Origin of the sequence: Streptomyces bottropensis ATCC 25435, assembly GCF_000383595.1 — a bacterium.
Lineage (GTDB): Bacteria > Actinomycetota > Actinomycetes > Streptomycetales > Streptomycetaceae > Streptomyces > Streptomyces bottropensis.
Genome location: NZ_KB911581.1, coordinates 4,913,355 through 4,928,986 on the forward strand (window position 1 = coordinate 4,913,355; position 15,632 = coordinate 4,928,986).

21 protein-coding genes are annotated in these 15,632 nt (G+C 70.5%); 13 read left to right on the plus strand and 8 right to left on the minus strand.

The genetic code is table 11. The features are described 5' to 3' along the window. Positions 1 to 44: 44 nt before the first annotated feature. From aac(3) to STRBO_RS0121785, 6 genes are all read left to right on the plus strand, one after another. On the plus strand, positions 45 to 893 hold the full coding sequence (aac(3), locus tag STRBO_RS0121760; RefSeq protein ID WP_028796785.1) for an aminoglycoside 3-N-acetyltransferase: 849 nt from the start codon (positions 45 to 47) through the stop codon (positions 891 to 893). An 83-nt stretch (positions 894 to 976) separates the two neighbouring features. Beyond that, a complete protein-coding gene (locus STRBO_RS0121765; protein ID WP_005473823.1) occupies positions 977 to 2,479 on the plus strand; it encodes a carboxylesterase/lipase family protein in 1,503 nt (500 codons plus the stop codon). A gap of 185 nt (positions 2,480 to 2,664) precedes the next feature. Beyond that, positions 2,665 to 3,174 carry a hypothetical protein gene (locus STRBO_RS0121770; protein WP_005473822.1) on the plus strand — a complete coding sequence of 170 codons (510 nt, stop codon included), beginning with the start codon at positions 2,665 to 2,667 and terminating at the stop codon, positions 3,172 to 3,174. Next, on the plus strand, positions 3,171 to 3,524 hold the full coding sequence (locus tag STRBO_RS0121775; protein WP_005473810.1) for a transcriptional regulator: 354 nt from the start codon (positions 3,171 to 3,173) through the stop codon (positions 3,522 to 3,524). The genes STRBO_RS0121770 and STRBO_RS0121775 overlap by 4 nt, the downstream gene beginning before the upstream one ends. Continuing rightward, complete coding sequence (locus STRBO_RS0121780) at positions 3,521 to 4,432, plus strand: ABC transporter ATP-binding protein (RefSeq protein ID WP_020114759.1); 912 nt, start codon at positions 3,521 to 3,523, stop codon at positions 4,430 to 4,432. The genes STRBO_RS0121775 and STRBO_RS0121780 overlap by 4 nt, the downstream gene beginning before the upstream one ends. An 11-nt stretch (positions 4,433 to 4,443) precedes the next feature. Further along, on the plus strand, positions 4,444 to 5,295 hold the full coding sequence (locus STRBO_RS0121785) for an ABC transporter permease (protein WP_005473807.1): 852 nt from the start codon (positions 4,444 to 4,446) through the stop codon (positions 5,293 to 5,295). A gap of 120 nt (positions 5,296 to 5,415) precedes the next feature. Here the strand turns inward: STRBO_RS0121785 and STRBO_RS0121790 are convergent, their stop codons facing one another. From STRBO_RS0121790 to STRBO_RS0121800, 3 genes are all read right to left on the minus strand, one after another. Then, entirely contained in the window at positions 5,416 to 6,018 is a 603-nt protein-coding gene (locus tag STRBO_RS0121790; RefSeq protein ID WP_005473806.1) for a hypothetical protein, read from the minus strand. Next, entirely contained in the window at positions 6,015 to 6,626 is a 612-nt protein-coding gene (locus STRBO_RS0121795; RefSeq protein ID WP_005473805.1) for an RNA polymerase sigma factor, read from the minus strand. The genes STRBO_RS0121790 and STRBO_RS0121795 overlap by 4 nt, the downstream gene beginning before the upstream one ends. 151 nt (positions 6,627 to 6,777) lie before the next feature. Further along, the gene (locus tag STRBO_RS0121800; RefSeq protein WP_202499392.1) at positions 6,778 to 7,476 is read right to left on the minus strand and encodes a helix-turn-helix transcriptional regulator; all 699 of its coding nucleotides are present in this window, start codon (positions 7,474 to 7,476) and stop codon (positions 6,778 to 6,780) included. A 60-nt stretch (positions 7,477 to 7,536) separates the two neighbouring features. On the opposite strand from STRBO_RS0121800, the gene STRBO_RS0121805 reads away from it, so the two are divergent. Beyond that, positions 7,537 to 7,908: a hypothetical protein gene (locus STRBO_RS0121805; RefSeq protein WP_005473801.1), complete on the plus strand. Its 372-nt coding sequence runs from the start codon at positions 7,537 to 7,539 to the stop codon at positions 7,906 to 7,908. Positions 7,909 to 8,030: 122 nt separating this feature from the next. Here the strand turns inward: STRBO_RS0121805 and STRBO_RS0121810 are convergent, their stop codons facing one another. Then, positions 8,031 to 8,315, minus strand: coding sequence for a GlsB/YeaQ/YmgE family stress response membrane protein (locus tag STRBO_RS0121810; RefSeq protein WP_005473800.1), 285 nt, complete (start codon positions 8,313 to 8,315; stop codon positions 8,031 to 8,033). Between the two features lie 255 nt (positions 8,316 to 8,570). Next, positions 8,571 to 9,374 carry an SDR family oxidoreductase gene (locus tag STRBO_RS0121815; protein WP_020114760.1) on the minus strand — a complete coding sequence of 268 codons (804 nt, stop codon included), beginning with the start codon at positions 9,372 to 9,374 and terminating at the stop codon, positions 8,571 to 8,573. Positions 9,375 to 9,469: 95 nt separating this feature from the next. On the opposite strand from STRBO_RS0121815, the gene STRBO_RS0121820 reads away from it, so the two are divergent. After that, a complete protein-coding gene (locus STRBO_RS0121820; protein ID WP_005473795.1) occupies positions 9,470 to 9,892 on the plus strand; it encodes an IclR family transcriptional regulator in 423 nt (140 codons plus the stop codon). A gap of 59 nt (positions 9,893 to 9,951) precedes the next feature. Next, positions 9,952 to 10,560, plus strand: coding sequence for an NAD(P)-dependent oxidoreductase (locus STRBO_RS0121825; RefSeq protein ID WP_005473793.1), 609 nt, complete (start codon positions 9,952 to 9,954; stop codon positions 10,558 to 10,560). Positions 10,561 to 10,604: 44 nt separating this feature from the next. On the opposite strand, the gene STRBO_RS0121830 is transcribed toward STRBO_RS0121825, so the two are convergent. Next, complete coding sequence (locus STRBO_RS0121830; protein WP_005473791.1) at positions 10,605 to 11,504, minus strand: LysR family transcriptional regulator; 900 nt, start codon at positions 11,502 to 11,504, stop codon at positions 10,605 to 10,607. Between the two features lie 55 nt (positions 11,505 to 11,559). Here STRBO_RS0121830 and STRBO_RS0121835 point away from each other — a divergent pair, with 55 nt between their 5' ends. The 3 genes from STRBO_RS0121835 to STRBO_RS40325 all read left to right on the plus strand — a co-directional run bounded on the left by STRBO_RS0121835 (position 11,560) and on the right by STRBO_RS40325 (position 13,509). Then, positions 11,560 to 12,339 carry an inositol monophosphatase family protein gene (locus tag STRBO_RS0121835; protein ID WP_005473789.1) on the plus strand — a complete coding sequence of 260 codons (780 nt, stop codon included), beginning with the start codon at positions 11,560 to 11,562 and terminating at the stop codon, positions 12,337 to 12,339. A 545-nt stretch (positions 12,340 to 12,884) separates the two neighbouring features. Continuing rightward, positions 12,885 to 13,277: a hypothetical protein gene (locus STRBO_RS0121840; RefSeq protein ID WP_202499456.1), complete on the plus strand. Its 393-nt coding sequence runs from the start codon at positions 12,885 to 12,887 to the stop codon at positions 13,275 to 13,277. Continuing rightward, positions 13,234 to 13,509: an NAD(+)--rifampin ADP-ribosyltransferase gene (locus STRBO_RS40325; protein ID WP_020114761.1), complete on the plus strand. Its 276-nt coding sequence runs from the start codon at positions 13,234 to 13,236 to the stop codon at positions 13,507 to 13,509. The genes STRBO_RS0121840 and STRBO_RS40325 overlap by 44 nt, the downstream gene beginning before the upstream one ends. A 286-nt stretch (positions 13,510 to 13,795) precedes the next feature. On the opposite strand, the gene STRBO_RS0121850 is transcribed toward STRBO_RS40325, so the two are convergent. Both STRBO_RS0121850 and STRBO_RS42920 read right to left on the minus strand, forming a co-directional pair. Beyond that, positions 13,796 to 14,401 (minus strand): DinB family protein, encoded by a 606-nt coding sequence (locus tag STRBO_RS0121850; protein WP_005473783.1) that lies wholly within the window; start codon positions 14,399 to 14,401, stop codon positions 13,796 to 13,798. 143 nt (positions 14,402 to 14,544) lie between these two features. Continuing rightward, positions 14,545 to 14,967, minus strand: coding sequence for a DoxX family protein (locus STRBO_RS42920; RefSeq protein WP_106961094.1), 423 nt, complete (start codon positions 14,965 to 14,967; stop codon positions 14,545 to 14,547). A 111-nt stretch (positions 14,968 to 15,078) separates the two neighbouring features. On the opposite strand from STRBO_RS42920, the gene STRBO_RS0121860 reads away from it, so the two are divergent. Further along, positions 15,079 to 15,552, plus strand: a complete 474-nt coding sequence (locus STRBO_RS0121860; protein WP_005473780.1) for a carboxymuconolactone decarboxylase family protein — start codon at positions 15,079 to 15,081, stop codon at positions 15,550 to 15,552. Positions 15,553 to 15,632 lie beyond the last annotated feature (80 nt).

Below are 15,632 nucleotides of genomic sequence, written 5' to 3' on the forward strand. Positions count from 1 at the left end.
ATTCGGTTGCCCGGAGGCCGTAGTGCGGGGATAGGTTCGCGAGCGTGGATGAAATGGACCTGCTCAGGCGATCCGGCGGTCCCGTGACCCGGAGCCGGATCAGCCATGACCTGGCCGAACTCGGCCTCGGCGACGGCGATCTCGTGATGTTCCATACCCGCATGTCCGCCATCGGCTACGTGGCCGGCGGACCGGAGACGGTCATCGAGGCCCTGCGTGACGTGGTGGGATCGCGGGGGACCTTGATGGTGACCTGCGGTTGGAACGACGCGCCGCCGTACGACTTCGTGACCTGGCCGCAAGCCTGGCAGGATGCCCTGCGCGAGGAACACCCCGTCTACGACCCGGACTTCAGCGAAGCCGATCACAGCAACGGCCGACTCCCCGAAGCGCTGCGCCGCCGACCCGGAGCGATCCGCAGCCGCCACCCGGATGTCAGCTTCGCGGCCCTGGGGTCCGCGGCAGCCGACCTGATGGCCGACCATCCCTGGGACGACCCCCACGGCCCCGGCAGCCCCCTGGCACGGTTGACCGCGGGCAGTGGCCGGGTACTCCTGCTGGGAGCACCGCTGGACACCATGACGCTCCTGCACCACGCCGAGGCTCTCGCCGACGCCCCCGGCAAGCGGTTCGTGGACTACGAACAGCCCATCCTCGTGGACGGCCGACGGGTCTGGCGCCGCTTCCACGACATCGACTCGGAAGAAGGCGCCTTCGACTACTCCTCCGCGGTGGCCCAAGGACGGGAGCCGTTCGAAGTCATCGTCCAGGACATGCTCGCTGCGGGAATCGGCCGCCAAGGCAGGGTCGGCGCCGCCGAGAGCCATCTGTTCGAGGCCGCACAGGTCGTCGACTTCGCCACCACCTGGATCGAGGACGCACTGAGCGGGTAGAGGCGTGGCCGCCGCGTGGGCGGCTGCGTGTTCGTGTCGGTTCCCCGGCGTTCCGGTGTGCAGCAGCGAGAGGAAGTCTTCGCGTGGTCACCTTCCGGACGAAAGGCGGCTCGGTGCAAGGCTTTCGGGCCTCTGCCGATGTCGTCGCCGTCCTGGGCATCCCCTATGCCGCCCCGCCGTTCGGAGCGGGCCGGTTCCGGGAACCACTTCCGGCACCGTCGTGGGCCGGTGTGCGGGCGTGCACGGAGTACGGCCCGATCGCCCCGCAGTCGGCACAGTTGCCCGGGGCGCCCCTGTGGTCGCCCGACGAGGAGGACATCCTCACCGTCAACATCTGGACGCCGGCACCCGAGGGCGGCCACCTGCCCGTCCTGGTCTGGATCCACGGCGGCGCCTACACCTTCGGATCCTCCGCCCAACCCGACTTCGACGGCACGGCGCTGGCCCGCGCCGGTCTGGTCGTGGTCACCCTCAACTACCGGCTCGGCTTCGAGGGCTTCGGCCATGTCCCCCGAGCCGAAGGACCGGTTCACCCGGACAACCGGGGCCTGCTCGACCAGGTCGCGGCCCTGCGCTGGGTACATGAGAACATCGCCGCCTTCGGTGGCGACCCGGGCAACGTGACGGTCGCCGGCCAGTCCTCCGGGGCCGCCTCGGTCGCCTGCCTGATGGTGATGGATCGTGCCCGCGGGCTGTTCCACCGTGCCATCGCCCACAGCGCCGCCAGTCCCTGCTACACACGCGAGATCGCTGCCGCGACCACCCGTGAGGTCGCCGCGGCGGCGGGCTGTCCCGCAACGGCCGACGGCCTGACGTCCGCGACTGCGCAGGCGCTCGTCGCCGCCTCCGACAGGGTGGCCGACGGCTACCGTCGCGACCCCGCCTCCGGATCCCGCCACTACGACCCCGTGCTCTACGCGCCCGTCCTCGACGGCGACGTCCTGCCCACCGACCCCCTCACCGGGATGGCGGCCGGTGCGGCCCGGGGGGTGGACCTGCTGGTCTGCCACACCACGCAGGAGTACTGGCTGCTCGATGCCGTCGGCAGCAGCGCGAAGATCACCACCGATGCGCAGCTCGCGCGCTTCGCCGAGGACTTCGGCCTCCCCGACGGCCTGGTGGCCGGCTACCGCGCCGCGCTGCCCCAGGCCCCCGTGCTCGACGTCTACCTCAGCGTCTTCGGTGATCTGCTGTTCGGCGAGTACAGCAACCGACTCGCGGAGCAGCATGCCCGAGCAGGCGGCCGGGCGTTCCTGTCGCGTTTCGACCGTCGTCGTGCCGGGCCCCCGAACGCGGTGGTGCGGGCGTGGCACTGCGCGGACATCCCCTTCGCCTTCGGAAACCTCGACGCTGACAGCGTGTCCTTCCTCATCGGCGGGGCACCCACGTCCGCGGACCATGGACTTTCACGCCGCATGGTGCGCGCGTGGGTCGATTTCGCCGCCACCGGGAATCCTGGCTGGCCATCCGTCGACAGCTCCACCCACGACAGGGTCTGGAGCACCGAGGACACCCCCGCCGACGAGGGACCCGCCGGTGTCCGTGCCCTGTGGGCCCGGGCCGACTTTCCCCTCCTGCGCCCGTGACCTGGAAGCTCCTCGGCGCCGGGCAGAGACCGTAGATCTGTGGCCCCGTGCCCCGACGTGCCACCTCTCGCACGTCGGTCGGCACCGAGACGAAGCGCCGACTTGCCTGACAGGAAAGTCGAAGACAACTTTCCCGGTGGGCAAGTAACGCGGGGAGCGGAGGGGCCGGGGACGTGAGTACGCCGATGGACGCCGAACAGGCATGGAGAGATCTGCAGCGCATCCGCGTGCCGCAGGAGCGGGTGTACGACGAGGTCGAGCGGTCCGCCGCGAGCGGTTCGGGGAACCCCTGGGCCACGGCCGCGCTCATGTGGCTCTTCCTGGCCGGTCTGGGGTTCGACCTGCCCGGATGGGGCGTGGGTCTGGCCGCCGCCGTGTACATGGCGCTGCTGGGCGCGCTGGCCGTGCTCCACAACCGCCGCAGCCGCGTGCGCCTGCACCGCACCCGGTGCACCCGGCCGATGCTCGCCACCTTCGTCGCGGGGGCGGTGGTGACCGGTGGGACGGTCCTGCTGTCCGGTCGGCTGGTCGACGCGCTGGAGCCGATGCCGGCCAGTCTGATCCAGGCGACGGTCTCGGCGGCGGTGTTCGTGCTGTTCGTCGGGCCGACGAGCCGCTGGGCGGCCAGGTCGGCGCGGCGCAGCGGCGCACAGGTGGCAGAAACCGGAGCGGTCGGCACGGGGGAGGACCGATGAGTACCCCCTCCGGCTTCGACGAACTGATCCACCCTGCCACCCGGCTGTCGGTGGTCGCGCTGCTCGCGGCCACCGAATGGGCGGACTTCGCGTTCGTCCGCGACAGCCTCTCGCTCAGTGACTCGGCGCTCTCCAAGCAACTGCACACCCTGGAGGAGGCGGGATATCTGGAGCTCCACAAAGAGGGCGGCGGACGCAAACGGCGCACCACGGTACGGCTGACGGACCGCGGACGCGGCGCCTTCGAGGGGCACGTAGCAGCGCTCCGGGCGATCGTCGAGGGCGCCGGTCCTCCCGCGTCGACCGGATCACCGCTACCACCGCGACACCCCTCGGGGGCGGGACGATGACGCCGAAGCCCACCTCCGGCCAACCCGTCGTCCATGCGCGCGGCGTGACGATGACGTACGGCGACATCGATGTCCTCCACGGTGTCGACCTGGACATCCATCGCGGCGAGGTCTTCGCGCTTCTCGGGCCCAACGGCGCGGGGAAGACCACCACCGTCGAGATCCTGGAGGGTTTTCGACGCCGCTCCGCGGGCGAGGTGAGCGTCCTCGGTACGGACCCGGAGCGCGGCGGCGACGCGTGGCGCGGCAGGATCGGACTGGTCCTGCAGTCCTGGCGCGACCACCGCCGCTGGCGGGTCGCCGAGCTGCTGACACACTTCGCCACGTACTACCCCGACCCGCGTGACCCGGCCGAACTGCTGGCCCTGGTCGGCCTCACCGACCAGGCGGGTCGGCGGGTGGACCGGCTGTCCGGCGGCCAGCGCCGACGGCTGGACGTCGCGCTCGGCATCGTCGGCCGCCCCGAACTCCTCTTCCTAACCGAGCCGACCACCGGCTTCGACCCTCAGGCGCGGCACGAGTTCCATGTCCTGGTCGAACGGCTGGCCCGCGACGACGGCGTCACCGTCCTGCTCACCACCCACGACCTGGTGGAGGCCGAGCGCCTGGCCGACCGGATCGCCGTGCTGGTCGGTGGCCGGATCCGAGCCTGCGGCACCCCCGCCGAACTGGCCCGGCGGGCCGCCGCCCGGGCCGAGGTCCGCTGGACGGCCGACGACGGAACGATGCGCCGCGAACGCACCGAGGACCCCTCACGGCTGGTCTGGGAACTCCACCGGCACGCGGACCGCCCGATCGCCGGCCTGGAGGTCCGCCGCCCGACGCTGGAGGACACCTACCTGCACATGGTGCACCGGGACGCCGACGGCAGGGACAGGCACACGGACGAGGAGGCGCGGACAGCGTGAACAGGACAGTCATGACGAACAGTTGGCGTGCCGGGATCCAGCGCGGCGGCATCGAACTGCGTCACCTCCTGCGCAACGGCAAGGAGATGTTCGGCCACCTGACCAACGTGGTCGTCGCGCTGGTCGTCGCCGCCTGGCTCAGCGACGACGTGCCCGGCACCCGTACCCCGATGGCCCATCTGGTGCTGGCGGGCTTCGCCGCCTACCTGCTGTTCCAGATCGGACTGATCAACCTGCCCCAGATACTCGTGACCGAGCGGGAGGAGGGTGCCCTGCTGCGGCTGCGCGCCACGCCCGGCGGGATACCCGCCTACCTCGTCGCCAAGTGCCTGCTGGTGGTCGTCGTGGCGGTCGGCACCCTGGCCCTGCTCCTGGCGGCCGCGGCGCTGCTGGTGGACGGGCCGCTGCCCCGGGGGCCAGGCGACTGGCTGACACTGCTGTGGGTCACCACGCTCGGGCTGCTCGCCGTCGTGCCCCTGGGCGCGGCCATCGGCGCCGTACTGCCCAATCCCCGGGAGGCGCTGGCGTTGATCATGCTGCCGACGATGGGGCTCCTCCTCATCTCCGGAACGGTGTTCCCGATCACCTCGCTGCCCGTGCCGGTCCAGCATGTCGCCGCCGTCTTTCCGCTCAAGTGGATGGCACAGGGCCTGCGTTCGGCGCTGCTCCCCGACGCGGCACGGTCCGCCGAAGCGGCCGGCTCCTGGGAACTGCCCATGGTGGCCCTGGTGTTGACAGCCTGGGCGGTGCTCGGATTCCTCCTCGCGGTACCCCTCCTGCGGCGCGCCGCCCGGCGCGAGTCCGGCTCCCGCCTGTCCGCGCGCCACCACAAGGCGGCACAGAGCGGCGCGCTGTCCGCGTAGGCGAGCCGGGCAAGAGGGCAGCGCGTCCAGCAGGCGCTCGCCATCAGCCCGAAGGCCGCCTGGACTGTGGCTCGGACCGGCCGTGCCCGTGGCTCCCACGGGCCACTGACCTCGGGGTTCTCAGCCGCCCACGACAGGCCTGGATCCGATGGCCGCGCAGGCCGCCTCGTCCGTGGGGTGCCCGTCCGCCGGGTAGATCACCGGGGCGCCCAGGGCGCCCGGGGTGCCGGTGTCCGAGGACTCGCCGTTGTCGGGCTGCGCGTTCGGGTGGTAGCAGGCCACGAACCGGGTCGGCCTGGCGGTGCCCGGCCCCGTGCCGGCTGCGGACTCGCCCCACATCCGCTTCCAGGCTGCCGCGCAGGAACGGGCGGCGTCCCGCGGATCGAACGTGGTCTTGAGCGGCAGCTGGCTCAGGTCCGCCTCGGCCGACAGGGTGCGGGCGCACATGACGTCGCGCCCTTTCTCGTCCCACGGCCCGAGAGTGGCGACGGCCGTGGCCGTGGCACCTGCCAGGAGTGCGGCCGTGGCCGCGCCCACCAGGACCAGACGCCGACGCCTCCTCAAACCGACCGGGGCGGGCGGCTGTTCGGTACGCCGCAGGATGTCCCGCAGTACGGCCCGGCCGTCGGCGGACGTCGCCCACTCCTCGTCGTCGGGTCGCAGCGCGCGGATGGCGACGAGGTCGGGCGCTTGGCTCTGCTGGGTGGTGGCCGTCCGCTTCATGCTGACTCCTGCTCGGCGAAGCTCGGGTGGGGGTGGGGGTGGGGGTGGGGGTGAGAGTGAGCGACGTGGACGGGTTCTGCCCGGTCCGCGCGGCTCAGCGCCGCCCTGAAGCGTTTGCGGGCCCGGTGCAGGCGCACCGCGAAGGCGGTGGTGCTGCACCCCATGACCACGGCCGCCTGTCTGGCCGTCAGGCCGTACCAGGCGCTCAGCAGCAGCGTCTCCCGGTCCTGCTCGGACAGCGCCGACAGCGCGGCGGCCACCTCGGTACGCGTCCCGATCTCGTCACCGATCTCCGCCGCCCCTGCCCGGTCGGCCATGGCCGCCATGCGCTCGGACAGTGCCCGGTGGCGCTGATCCGAGCGCACACGGTTGGCGAGCAGCCGCCGTGCAGAGGCGAGCAGCCACGGCAGGGCGTCGTCGGGCACGGAGTCGGACTTGCGCCAGGCCAGTACGAAGGTCTCGGACAGGATGTCCTGCGCCGTCTCCCGGTCCGTGCGGTGCAGGAGATACGCGTGGACCCGGTCGGCATGAGCCGTGTAGAGGGCTTCCAGTGCCCTGTGCCCGTCGGGGTCCGCGTGCTCATCGGCGGTATCTCGTCGTCGTGTCACAACACCTCCATGGTTCCGGTCGCGACCGCCATCAGGCCGTCAACCGGGAGATGTGCGGCAGAGCCGGATTCCTTACAACCTCCGCATCCGTCACCGAGATCGGCCGCACGCGTACGACGCGGAACAGGCCTGTCCTGCCCTCCGGGGGCGATCAGTCGACGGGCTCCAACCGGACACAGCACCGATCCGGGCCGGGCGACAGACAGGCCGTATACCCGCGCTCGCCCAGCCCGTGCAGGACACCGCGCAGCAGATGCAGGTTCATGCCGCACACCGTCTGGGTGTACTCACGGGCCAGGGCGTGGAAGGGGCAGTTGCCGAGCACGACGGCGCCTTCCTCGTGTCGCGGCTCGAAGCCGTACCGCTCTAGCAGGTCGAGGAGGCTTCCGCCGGCCGGCTCTCCCAGCTGCGTACCGAGTTCGTCCGCCTTGCGGTGCAGCACCTCCCGCACCGGCTCGCCGGTCGCCGCGGATTCCTCGACGGACTGTGCGAGGAGTCGCCCGGCGAGCTCGTAGCGCCGGTCCGGCAGGCTGACCGCGATCTGTGTCGTCGACCGCCGGTAGAGCTTCGCCGGCCGTCCCGCACCCGGTCCGGCCCGCCCGCTGCGTCGCTCGTAGACGACGTCGAGCAGCGACTCGTCGGCCAGGCGGTCGAGGTGGAAGGCCGCGGTCTGGCGCGCCAGACCCAGCGCCGCGGCCGCTTCGTCCCGGCTGACGGGGCCGGGCCGACGCACCACGTGGTCGTACAGCCTCCTGCGCGTCGGCTCGTCGAGAGCCGCGATGGCGGAGACATCGGCGTCGCGTACATCGTTCGAGGCGTCCACGATCACCAGTGTAAAACCAACGGCCATTGACTAAAGAAAGGATCCGAGCTTCTATAAGTAATGAGAGCCATCTATAGAAGGGGGGCCATGCCCTCCCTAACCTCACGCACCTCACGCACCACGTCCGCCACTCCGCGGCGTGCGCTGCTCGCCGATCCCGCCTACCTCGCGCCGTGGATTGACGATCTCGTACCCGGCAGTGCCCAGGCGGCCATGTACGCCGTGGGCGTGATCGAGATCGTGGCAGGCATCACCGTGGCCTTCGTTCCCCGGTTCGGAGCCTGGCTGGTGGCCGGCTGGCTGACCGGCGTCATCGTCAACCTGCTGACCACCCCCGACCACTACGACATCGCGCTGCGCGACTTCGGCCTCCTGCTCGCCGCTGTCGCCCTCGCCCGCCTGGCGACGCGCTACCACGGCGAACGGCGGCACGGAACCGGCGCGGGTCACGCCGGGTGACCGCCCGACTCGCCGAGACGGCAGCGAGCGCCCCCGCCTGTCTGCGGGGGCGCTCGCGTACTCCGCTGCTACTTCACTTTCACTGCGTGCGGCTGTTCTCCCGGTCACGCCTCCTTGGACCGTCAGGCGTGAGCGTGCCCGCGCCGGTGTCCACGGTTCGTGAACAGCCGGTACAGCGCGAGGAGGATGACGGACCCGATGATGGCTGCGATCCAGGTGGACAGATCGAAGAAGCCGTCGATCGAGTCGACTCCGAAGATCACCTTGCCGAGGAAGCCTCCGAGAAGGCCACCAGCGATACCGATGAGCATGGTGACGATGATTCCGCCCGGGTCTTTACCCGGCATGAGCGCCTTGGCAATGGCCCCGGCGAGCAGACCGATAGCTATCCACGCGATGATGCCCATGGCAGTGATTCTCCCTTGCGTTCGATTCGCCAGTCGTGTTTCCAAGGAACACGTCGCCAAACTGCAGACAGCGCCGGAGACTCGGACGCACCGCCTGGGAAGGGGCCGGAGAGCGGTCGGAGAGCGGTCCATGGGCATGCCGATCAAGCCGCGCGCACGGCCTTCCCGTAGCCCCGAGCGAGGTGTCCGTTCGAATGTCGTACGGCTGCGCCGGCGGGCGTTCCGCGGGCGTTGGTGCGGCCGCCCCTGCGGTCGCTATGCGAGGCCGCCGTTGCTCATCAGCAGCTGACCGTTGATCCACTCGCCCTCCCCGGAGCACAGGAAGTCCACGAGGTGCGCGGTGTCCTGCGGAGTGCCCACGCGCCCGAGCGGGGTGCTGCGGATGCAGTGATCCCGGATCTCCTCGGACATCCAGCCGGTGTCGATCGGCCCGGGGTTGATCGCGTTGGCGGTCACGCCGAGGTGGGCGAGTTCGCGGGCGGCAGCCAGGGTGATGCGGTCCAGGGCTCCCTTGCTCGCCCCGTAGGGCAGGTTCCCCACGGTGTGATCACTGGTGAGGCTGACGATCCGGCCGGTACCCGGAACGGAGGCGAAACGGCTCCCGAATTCGCGGATGAGCAGCCACGTGGCACGCGCGTTGACGGCGAAGTGCCGGTCGAAACTCTCGACCGTGGTGTCGAGGAGGCCTGAGTCGACCGACTCGCAGTGGCACATGACCAGCGCGGTGACCTTGCCGAGGCGTTCCTCGACTTCGTCGAAGACACGTGCCGGGGTGGACGGGTCGGCGAGATCCGCCTCGACGGTGGCGGTGGACGCACCGCGCTGGGCAAGAGCGTGACGGATCGCTTGTGTCGCGCCGGGCTCCCTGCCCCAGGGCATGCGGTCGTCGTAGGGGGTCCAGTAGGTGAAGGCGATGTCCCAGCCCGACGCGGCCAGCCTACGAGCGATGCCGGCGCCGATGCCGACGGTGCGACCTACGCCGGTGACCAGAGCGATCGGGCGGGCGGGCGGAGTGTCCCCTCCGTGGGCGGGCTGATCCTGATCCTTGCTCGTCGTCACGGTCCGAGATCGTTCACGACCCACACCGGAGCGTCAATCACATTTCCCTGCGGCAACTCGCCTGCGCCGCCCCATGGTGGGGTACATGCCAGCCAGTGGTACGGCCGACGGCGTCGCGGCCGAAACCCGCTGAACCGCCGAGCACCGCCGAGGAGGTCTCCGTCCTGCTCGACGACTACGAGCTGATCGGCGTCGGCGGCCCCAACGCCGCCCACTCCGCCGCGGAACTCTCCGCCGCCAACGACCGCGGCCGACTGCGCGGCATCGTCGCGGCCCACGGCGAGTTCGAGCACGGCGTCACCGAGTACGCCGTTCCCGTGCGCGATGCCGGCGGACACATCCGCGCCGCCGTGTCGGTCGTCGGCAGGCAGCAGGACCTGCTCTCCGTGAGCGGACGCTGCGCACGGCCCTCACCATGGCTGCCGCCGCACTGGCCCCGTCCATCGAGGACGACGCCACGAACCGGTAGGGCGCGGCGCACCCTCAGTCTTGCTGTCCGAGCAATTGCGTCTGAGTAAATTATCAAGTCAGATGCTTGCATTTGATGTTAAGTGAGGACCTCCCTAACGTTCTCGGCATGAACCTCACCGTCCTCGCGGCCTCCGGCCAGACCGGAATCGCCCTCACTCGCCAGGCACTTCGACGTGGTCACACCGTGACCGCCATCGCGCGTGATCCCGACCGGATCGCCCTGCCCGACTCCCCGACCCTGCGCAAGGTGGCGGGCGACGTGCACGACGCGGCGAGCATCGCCGCCGTCGTGGACGGGAGTTGCGTGGTCCTCTCCGCACTCGGCACGGACCGTGCCGGGACGCTGCTGACCGGCGCCCGGGCCGTCGTCGCCGCCGGCCCGCGGCGTGTCATCTGGCTCGGTGCCTACGGCACGGGCAAGTCGGCCGAAGTGGCGGGGGAGGGCGCGGACATGCTCGCCAAGGTGCTGGGCGACCGGCTCGCCGACAAGGTCGACGCCGACAACACCGTCCTCGCGGCCGGTGGCACCGTCTTCCATGCCGGGATGCTCGCGGACGGGCCGGAAAGCCCTCGTCGGCGCACGATCGGCCTGGAAGCCGGGCCCCCCTTCGACCTCGGTGCGAAGGTCAGCCGGGAAACCGTCGCCGCGGCGATGCTCGACGAAGCGGAGACACCTGCCTTCCCCGGCGCCGTCGCCCTGCCGTTGGCGCGGTAGGCAGAGCGGTAGGCAGAGCGGTTGGCGCGCGCGGAGGGGCGCGGTCAGCGGGCGGTGATCTCCGCGAGCGACGCCCGGACCTGCTCGCGGAGCCAGGCGTGGGCGGGGTCGGAATCGAAGCGCTGGTGCCAGTTGCAGTTGATCGTCGCCGCCGGGGACTCGATGGGCAGGGGCCGGGCGAGGAGCCCGAACGCCTCGATGAGCGGGCGGCTGTGGATCGCCGTGCAGGTGACCAGCGCGTCACCGCGAGCGGCGATCTGCAGGGCCGTGGACACCGTCGCCACCGCCGCGACCACCCGGCGCCGCAGCCCTTCGGCGGCCAGCACGTCGTCGATCGGCGCGGTGAGACGGCCACGCCGGGAGATCACCACATGCGGCTGCGCCGCGTAGGAGGCCAGGTCGAGTCCGGCGGCACAAGGGTGGTCCGCGCGCATCGCCACCACGAGAGGATCGTCGCCGAGCGACTCGGACCGGAACTCGGGCAGGCCGGGCCTGCCACCGCCGAGTTCCAGATCGACACGGCCGTGCCGCAGGTCGTCGGTGTCGACGGGGCTCTCCGCCAGCACCCGCAGCTGCACCCCGGAAGCCCGCTGCTGGATCCTCTCGACCAGGACCGGCAGCAGTGACGCGGCTACCGCGTCATGGCACTGGATCGTGAAGGTGCGCTCCATCTCGGCCGGGTTCAGCTCACGGACCGGCGAGAGCACCTCGTGCGCCTGCCTGACCAGCCGGTGCACGTCCTCCCGCACCGACACCGCGTACGGAGTGGGAGTCATCGAGTGGCCGGTACGCACCAGGATGTCGTCCCCCGTGACGGCGCGAAGCCGGCCGAGGGTCCGGCTGACCGCGGGCGAGGACAGGTGGAGCCGCTCGGCAGCGCCCATCACGCTGCCCTCTTCGAGCAGGGCATCCAGCACGGTCAGCAGATTCAAGTCCAGTTGCATACAGGTAAATCCTCACAAGACACAGATTCACTTCTATCAACTCCAGGAGCATGCCATGGCCCAGGAACTTCTCGCCGCCACCGTCGCCGCCGTCCGCCACGCCGGGGCCCGCATGATGACGCGTTACTCCACCGAGTCGCGTCAGCCCGGGCTCCCCGAACTGCTCGCGAGCCTCCAGGCCAATGACGCGGCCGTCGTCGAAACGCTGCGTCCCGCGCTGGCCGCGGCCCGGCCGGGCGCGGGCTGGCTCAACGACGAGCACGGCTCGGGACCGCTGGCCACGGGGGAGTGGTGGCTGATCGACCCGGTCGGCGGCAACGTCAACGCCGTGCACGGCATGCCCGACTGGAACATCGGCGTGAGCCTCGTGCGCGACGGCCGCCCGGTACTGGCCGTGGTCTACTTCCCGGTCCTCGACGAGATGTTCACCGCGACCGAGGGCGGTGGGGCGTTCCTCAACGGGATACGGCTGCGGGTGTCGGCCAAGACGTCGTTGGACGGCGCACTGGCCGGAACCGGCCAGGCGCAGCCGGGTCACGACCCCGAGCTCGCGACCCGGATGGGCTCCGCCTTCGCCGCGATGACGAACGCCGCACTCCATGTACGGGTCTCCGTTCCCGTGACCCACCAGCTCGCCCAGGTCGCCGCGGGCCGGATGGACTTGCACTGGCAGTTCGACAACGTCCGGTCCCACGCGGCAGGAGTGCTGCTGGTCCAGGAGGCCGGAGGCGCCGTCACCGACTTCGAGGGCAAGCCCTGGGAGCTGGCGGGTGAGAGCTACCTCGCCGCCGCGCCGGGTGTGCACGCCGCCGCGCTGGACGTCCTCACGGCCTGACGAAAGGCCGGATCCGTCCGCAAGCCGGCGCCGGTACGTCGTCCGGGGCGGATGAGCGGAATGTCGCGGCCGGGAGCGTCCTCCTGCAAGGGGAGTGTGCCGAGATGCTCGGCGGGACGACGCTCCCCGAGGCACGCGGCGGGGGCACGCGGCGGGACACCGCCCGACGCCGCTCACCGCTCGCGTCCGGGAGCTTCCGGGTACCCCCGAGCGGTTCCGGGGGTGCGCACACCGGGACGGCGGGTCGTCGCGGTGTCGGTGTGCGGCACACCGCGATCCAGGCCCCGTAGGCCGCCGCACACCTGCGCCTCACCGTCCACCCGCCGCCGCACGCCCCGGCCTTCTCGTCGAGCCCGAACTCCATAGCGAAGGACACTCATGAGCACCCTCACACACCCCGAATCACCCCGCCGGCACGGGGGAACAGAGTCCGCTGGCGCACTCCGGCCCGGCTGCGCAAAAGCATCCTCGTCACGCATGTCGGGGCCGCGGGAGCCTGGATCGGCATCGATGTCATCTCGGCCGTTCTGGTGGCCGTCGGCTGGATGCGCGAGGGCGACGACCGTACCGCCGTATACGGGGTACTCGCGGACTTCGTCGTCGTTCCCCTACTGCTGTCTGCTCTCGTAGCGGGTTCGATCTGCCTCGGCACCGGTGTCCTGCTGGGAATGGCGACCAAGTGGGGACTCGTTCGCTACCGGTCGGTCGCGGTGAAGCTGGTCCTGAACGTGATCGCGTGCGTGATGCTGCCGGTGTTCCTCGGCCCGATCACCGAACTGGCCACGGGCGAACAACCGGTGCAGGACATTTGGTTCGTCGTGTTCCTCGCCGCTACCGCCGTGGTGTTGCTGAGTTTCGCGATGGTGCATGATGAACCACATCTACTTCACCGCGTTGCGCGACGGCGCGGGACTTGCCGCCGAACTCGCCGCCGGTGACGGGGCGCCGCGCGTGTATGTCGTCGAACCGACCGGGGAGTTCGAGAACGACCCCAACGTCACCGACAGGAAGTTCCCGGGCAATCCCACCCGCTCCTATCGCAGCAAGGAGCCACTCCGGGTCGTCGACGAGGTCACCGACTGGACGCGACAGACACCCGAAGCCCTCCGGATGTGGCAGGACCGGCTTGCCGCGATCCGCGTGGATGATCGCGCCGAAATCATCAACTAGGAGGCGGCCGTGCGGTTCGCGCCGGACACGGGACGGCGAGCGGAATGCCTGCCTGGGCATCCGGTCCGCCTCGCCCCGAGTTCGTCCAGCACCGCCCGGTGCAGCCGCTGGCCAGTGCGTACACCACTGTCGTGCACACGGCCCGCTCGTCACGCGGAGCGGTCCCCCACCTTGCGGACGAGCAGCGGACGATGGCAGCAACGGGGCGGCCAGGTACCGGAGTTCAGCAAGAACCGGACGCTTCGACAGATCATCACCCGAGGACCCGCACTATGCCGCACGAACATCAAGGCGCCTGAGGCAAACTCTGTGCCTTGATCGGTGCGGCCGACCTGGCGGTCTGCTCGATCTTCGCCCAGTGGGCCGCACGGGCTTCCTCGTCGATCTGCTTCTCGAGTTCGGCGCGCAACCCGGTCCGGCCGTCGAGGCCCTCGCGCAGGATGTCGGCGTGCCCGGTATGCCGGATGGACTCGCCGAGGACATGGACCATGATGGCGAACAGGTTGGTGTCGGCGTACTGCTCCGACCACCACGGCACGTGGCCGGGGGCGTCGAGGGGAAGCTCGTTGATCGTCGCGTCCGAGTGTTCCCACGTACGCCGGTAGAACCCGATGATCTGCTCGCGGGTCTCGTCCTCGGCCGCCCACAGATCGCTGCCGTCGGAGTCCTGCCACCGGGGCAGCCCTTGCGGGAAAGGGCGGTCGAAGACCTCGCCGAAGTACCTGGCCTCGACCGTGGCCACGTGTTTGACCAGGCCGAGGAGGTTGGTCCCGGTCGCTGTCAGAGGCCGGCGGGCGTCGTATTCGGACAGGCCGTCGAGTTTCCAGAGCAGCGCCTCGCGGTCGCGCCGCAGCCTCCCGTGCAGGTTGCCTTTCGCGAATTCGTCGATCATGCGGCATGAGCCTGCCATGGGCTGCTCGTGGTCTCAAGATCCCGTAAGTGGTCCGCAAGGACAGGCGGAGCCGAGACCCGGCCGTGGCCGCCGCCCTGACCTGCCACAAAAAGCTTGCGAAAGGTGCCAGTTGGGACCACCTCTCAGGGTGTACCGGACCTCCGGGTCACGGTGAGAATGGGGGAAACCGGTTCACGCCGACCTGGGTGCTCAGCCCGTGAAGCATGCAGCGGTAGTACCAGTCCGGTCGCGGCCGGCGGCACCAGAACGGGCGCGACGCCGAGCGCGGCGGGCGGTATGAGGCCCGCCGAAGCCAGGAGTTCGACGGCGCCGATGGTCTTGAGGGCGCCCGGGCTGAAGTCATCGACCTGTCGAGGACCCGTCGAGTGGCGGTGCCGCCCGTGGCAGCCGGCTTCGCCTTGGGCACGAACATTCTGGAGCTGCCGGTCAGGCAGACGGCGGCCATCAGCCCGGCGACGATCCAGTGCGCGCGGTTCATCATCGGCTCCCTGATCGAGGATTGCCTGCTTCCCCTTGGGACGAGACACCCTTCCCGCCTGTGTCATCTCCGGACATCCGAGTTCGGGGAGACGTGGATCACATGCTTTCGTGTCACAGGGTCTCGGGCTGTCTCGTCCCAGGGGACGTAGCTACCTACGAGCACCGAGGAGTACGCAATGGACGCGCGACTGAACTACTTCGCCAGCCCGACCGCCGCCAAGGCCCTCAAGCACTTCATGTCGGCGGGCAAAGCGCTCAAGGAGTCGCCGCTGCCGATCGCGACACAGGAGCTTGTGGCCCTGCGCGTGAGCCAGATCAACGGCTGCGCCGTCTGCGTCGACATGCACACCAAGGAGGCCGCCGCGGCAGGCGAGACATCGGTGCGGCTGCATCTGGTCACGGCGTGGCGGGAGGCAACCGTCTTCACCGAGGCCGAGCGCGCCGCGCTGGAGCTGGCGGAGCAGGGGACCCGGGTCGCGGACGCCGCCGGCGGGGTCGGCGACGACGTCTGGGCACGTGCCGCGAAGCACTACGACGAGGAACAGCTCACCGCCCTGGTGGTCCTGATCTCCTTCATGAACACAGCGAACCGGCTGAACATCATCGCCCAGCAGCCGGCCGGCGACTACGAGGTCGGACAGTTCCACTGAACGGCCATCGATGACCCACCTGGCGCGCTGCCGCAGACCCCGGGTACGGGGGCGTGACGCTGCCCCGCCGAACAACCACA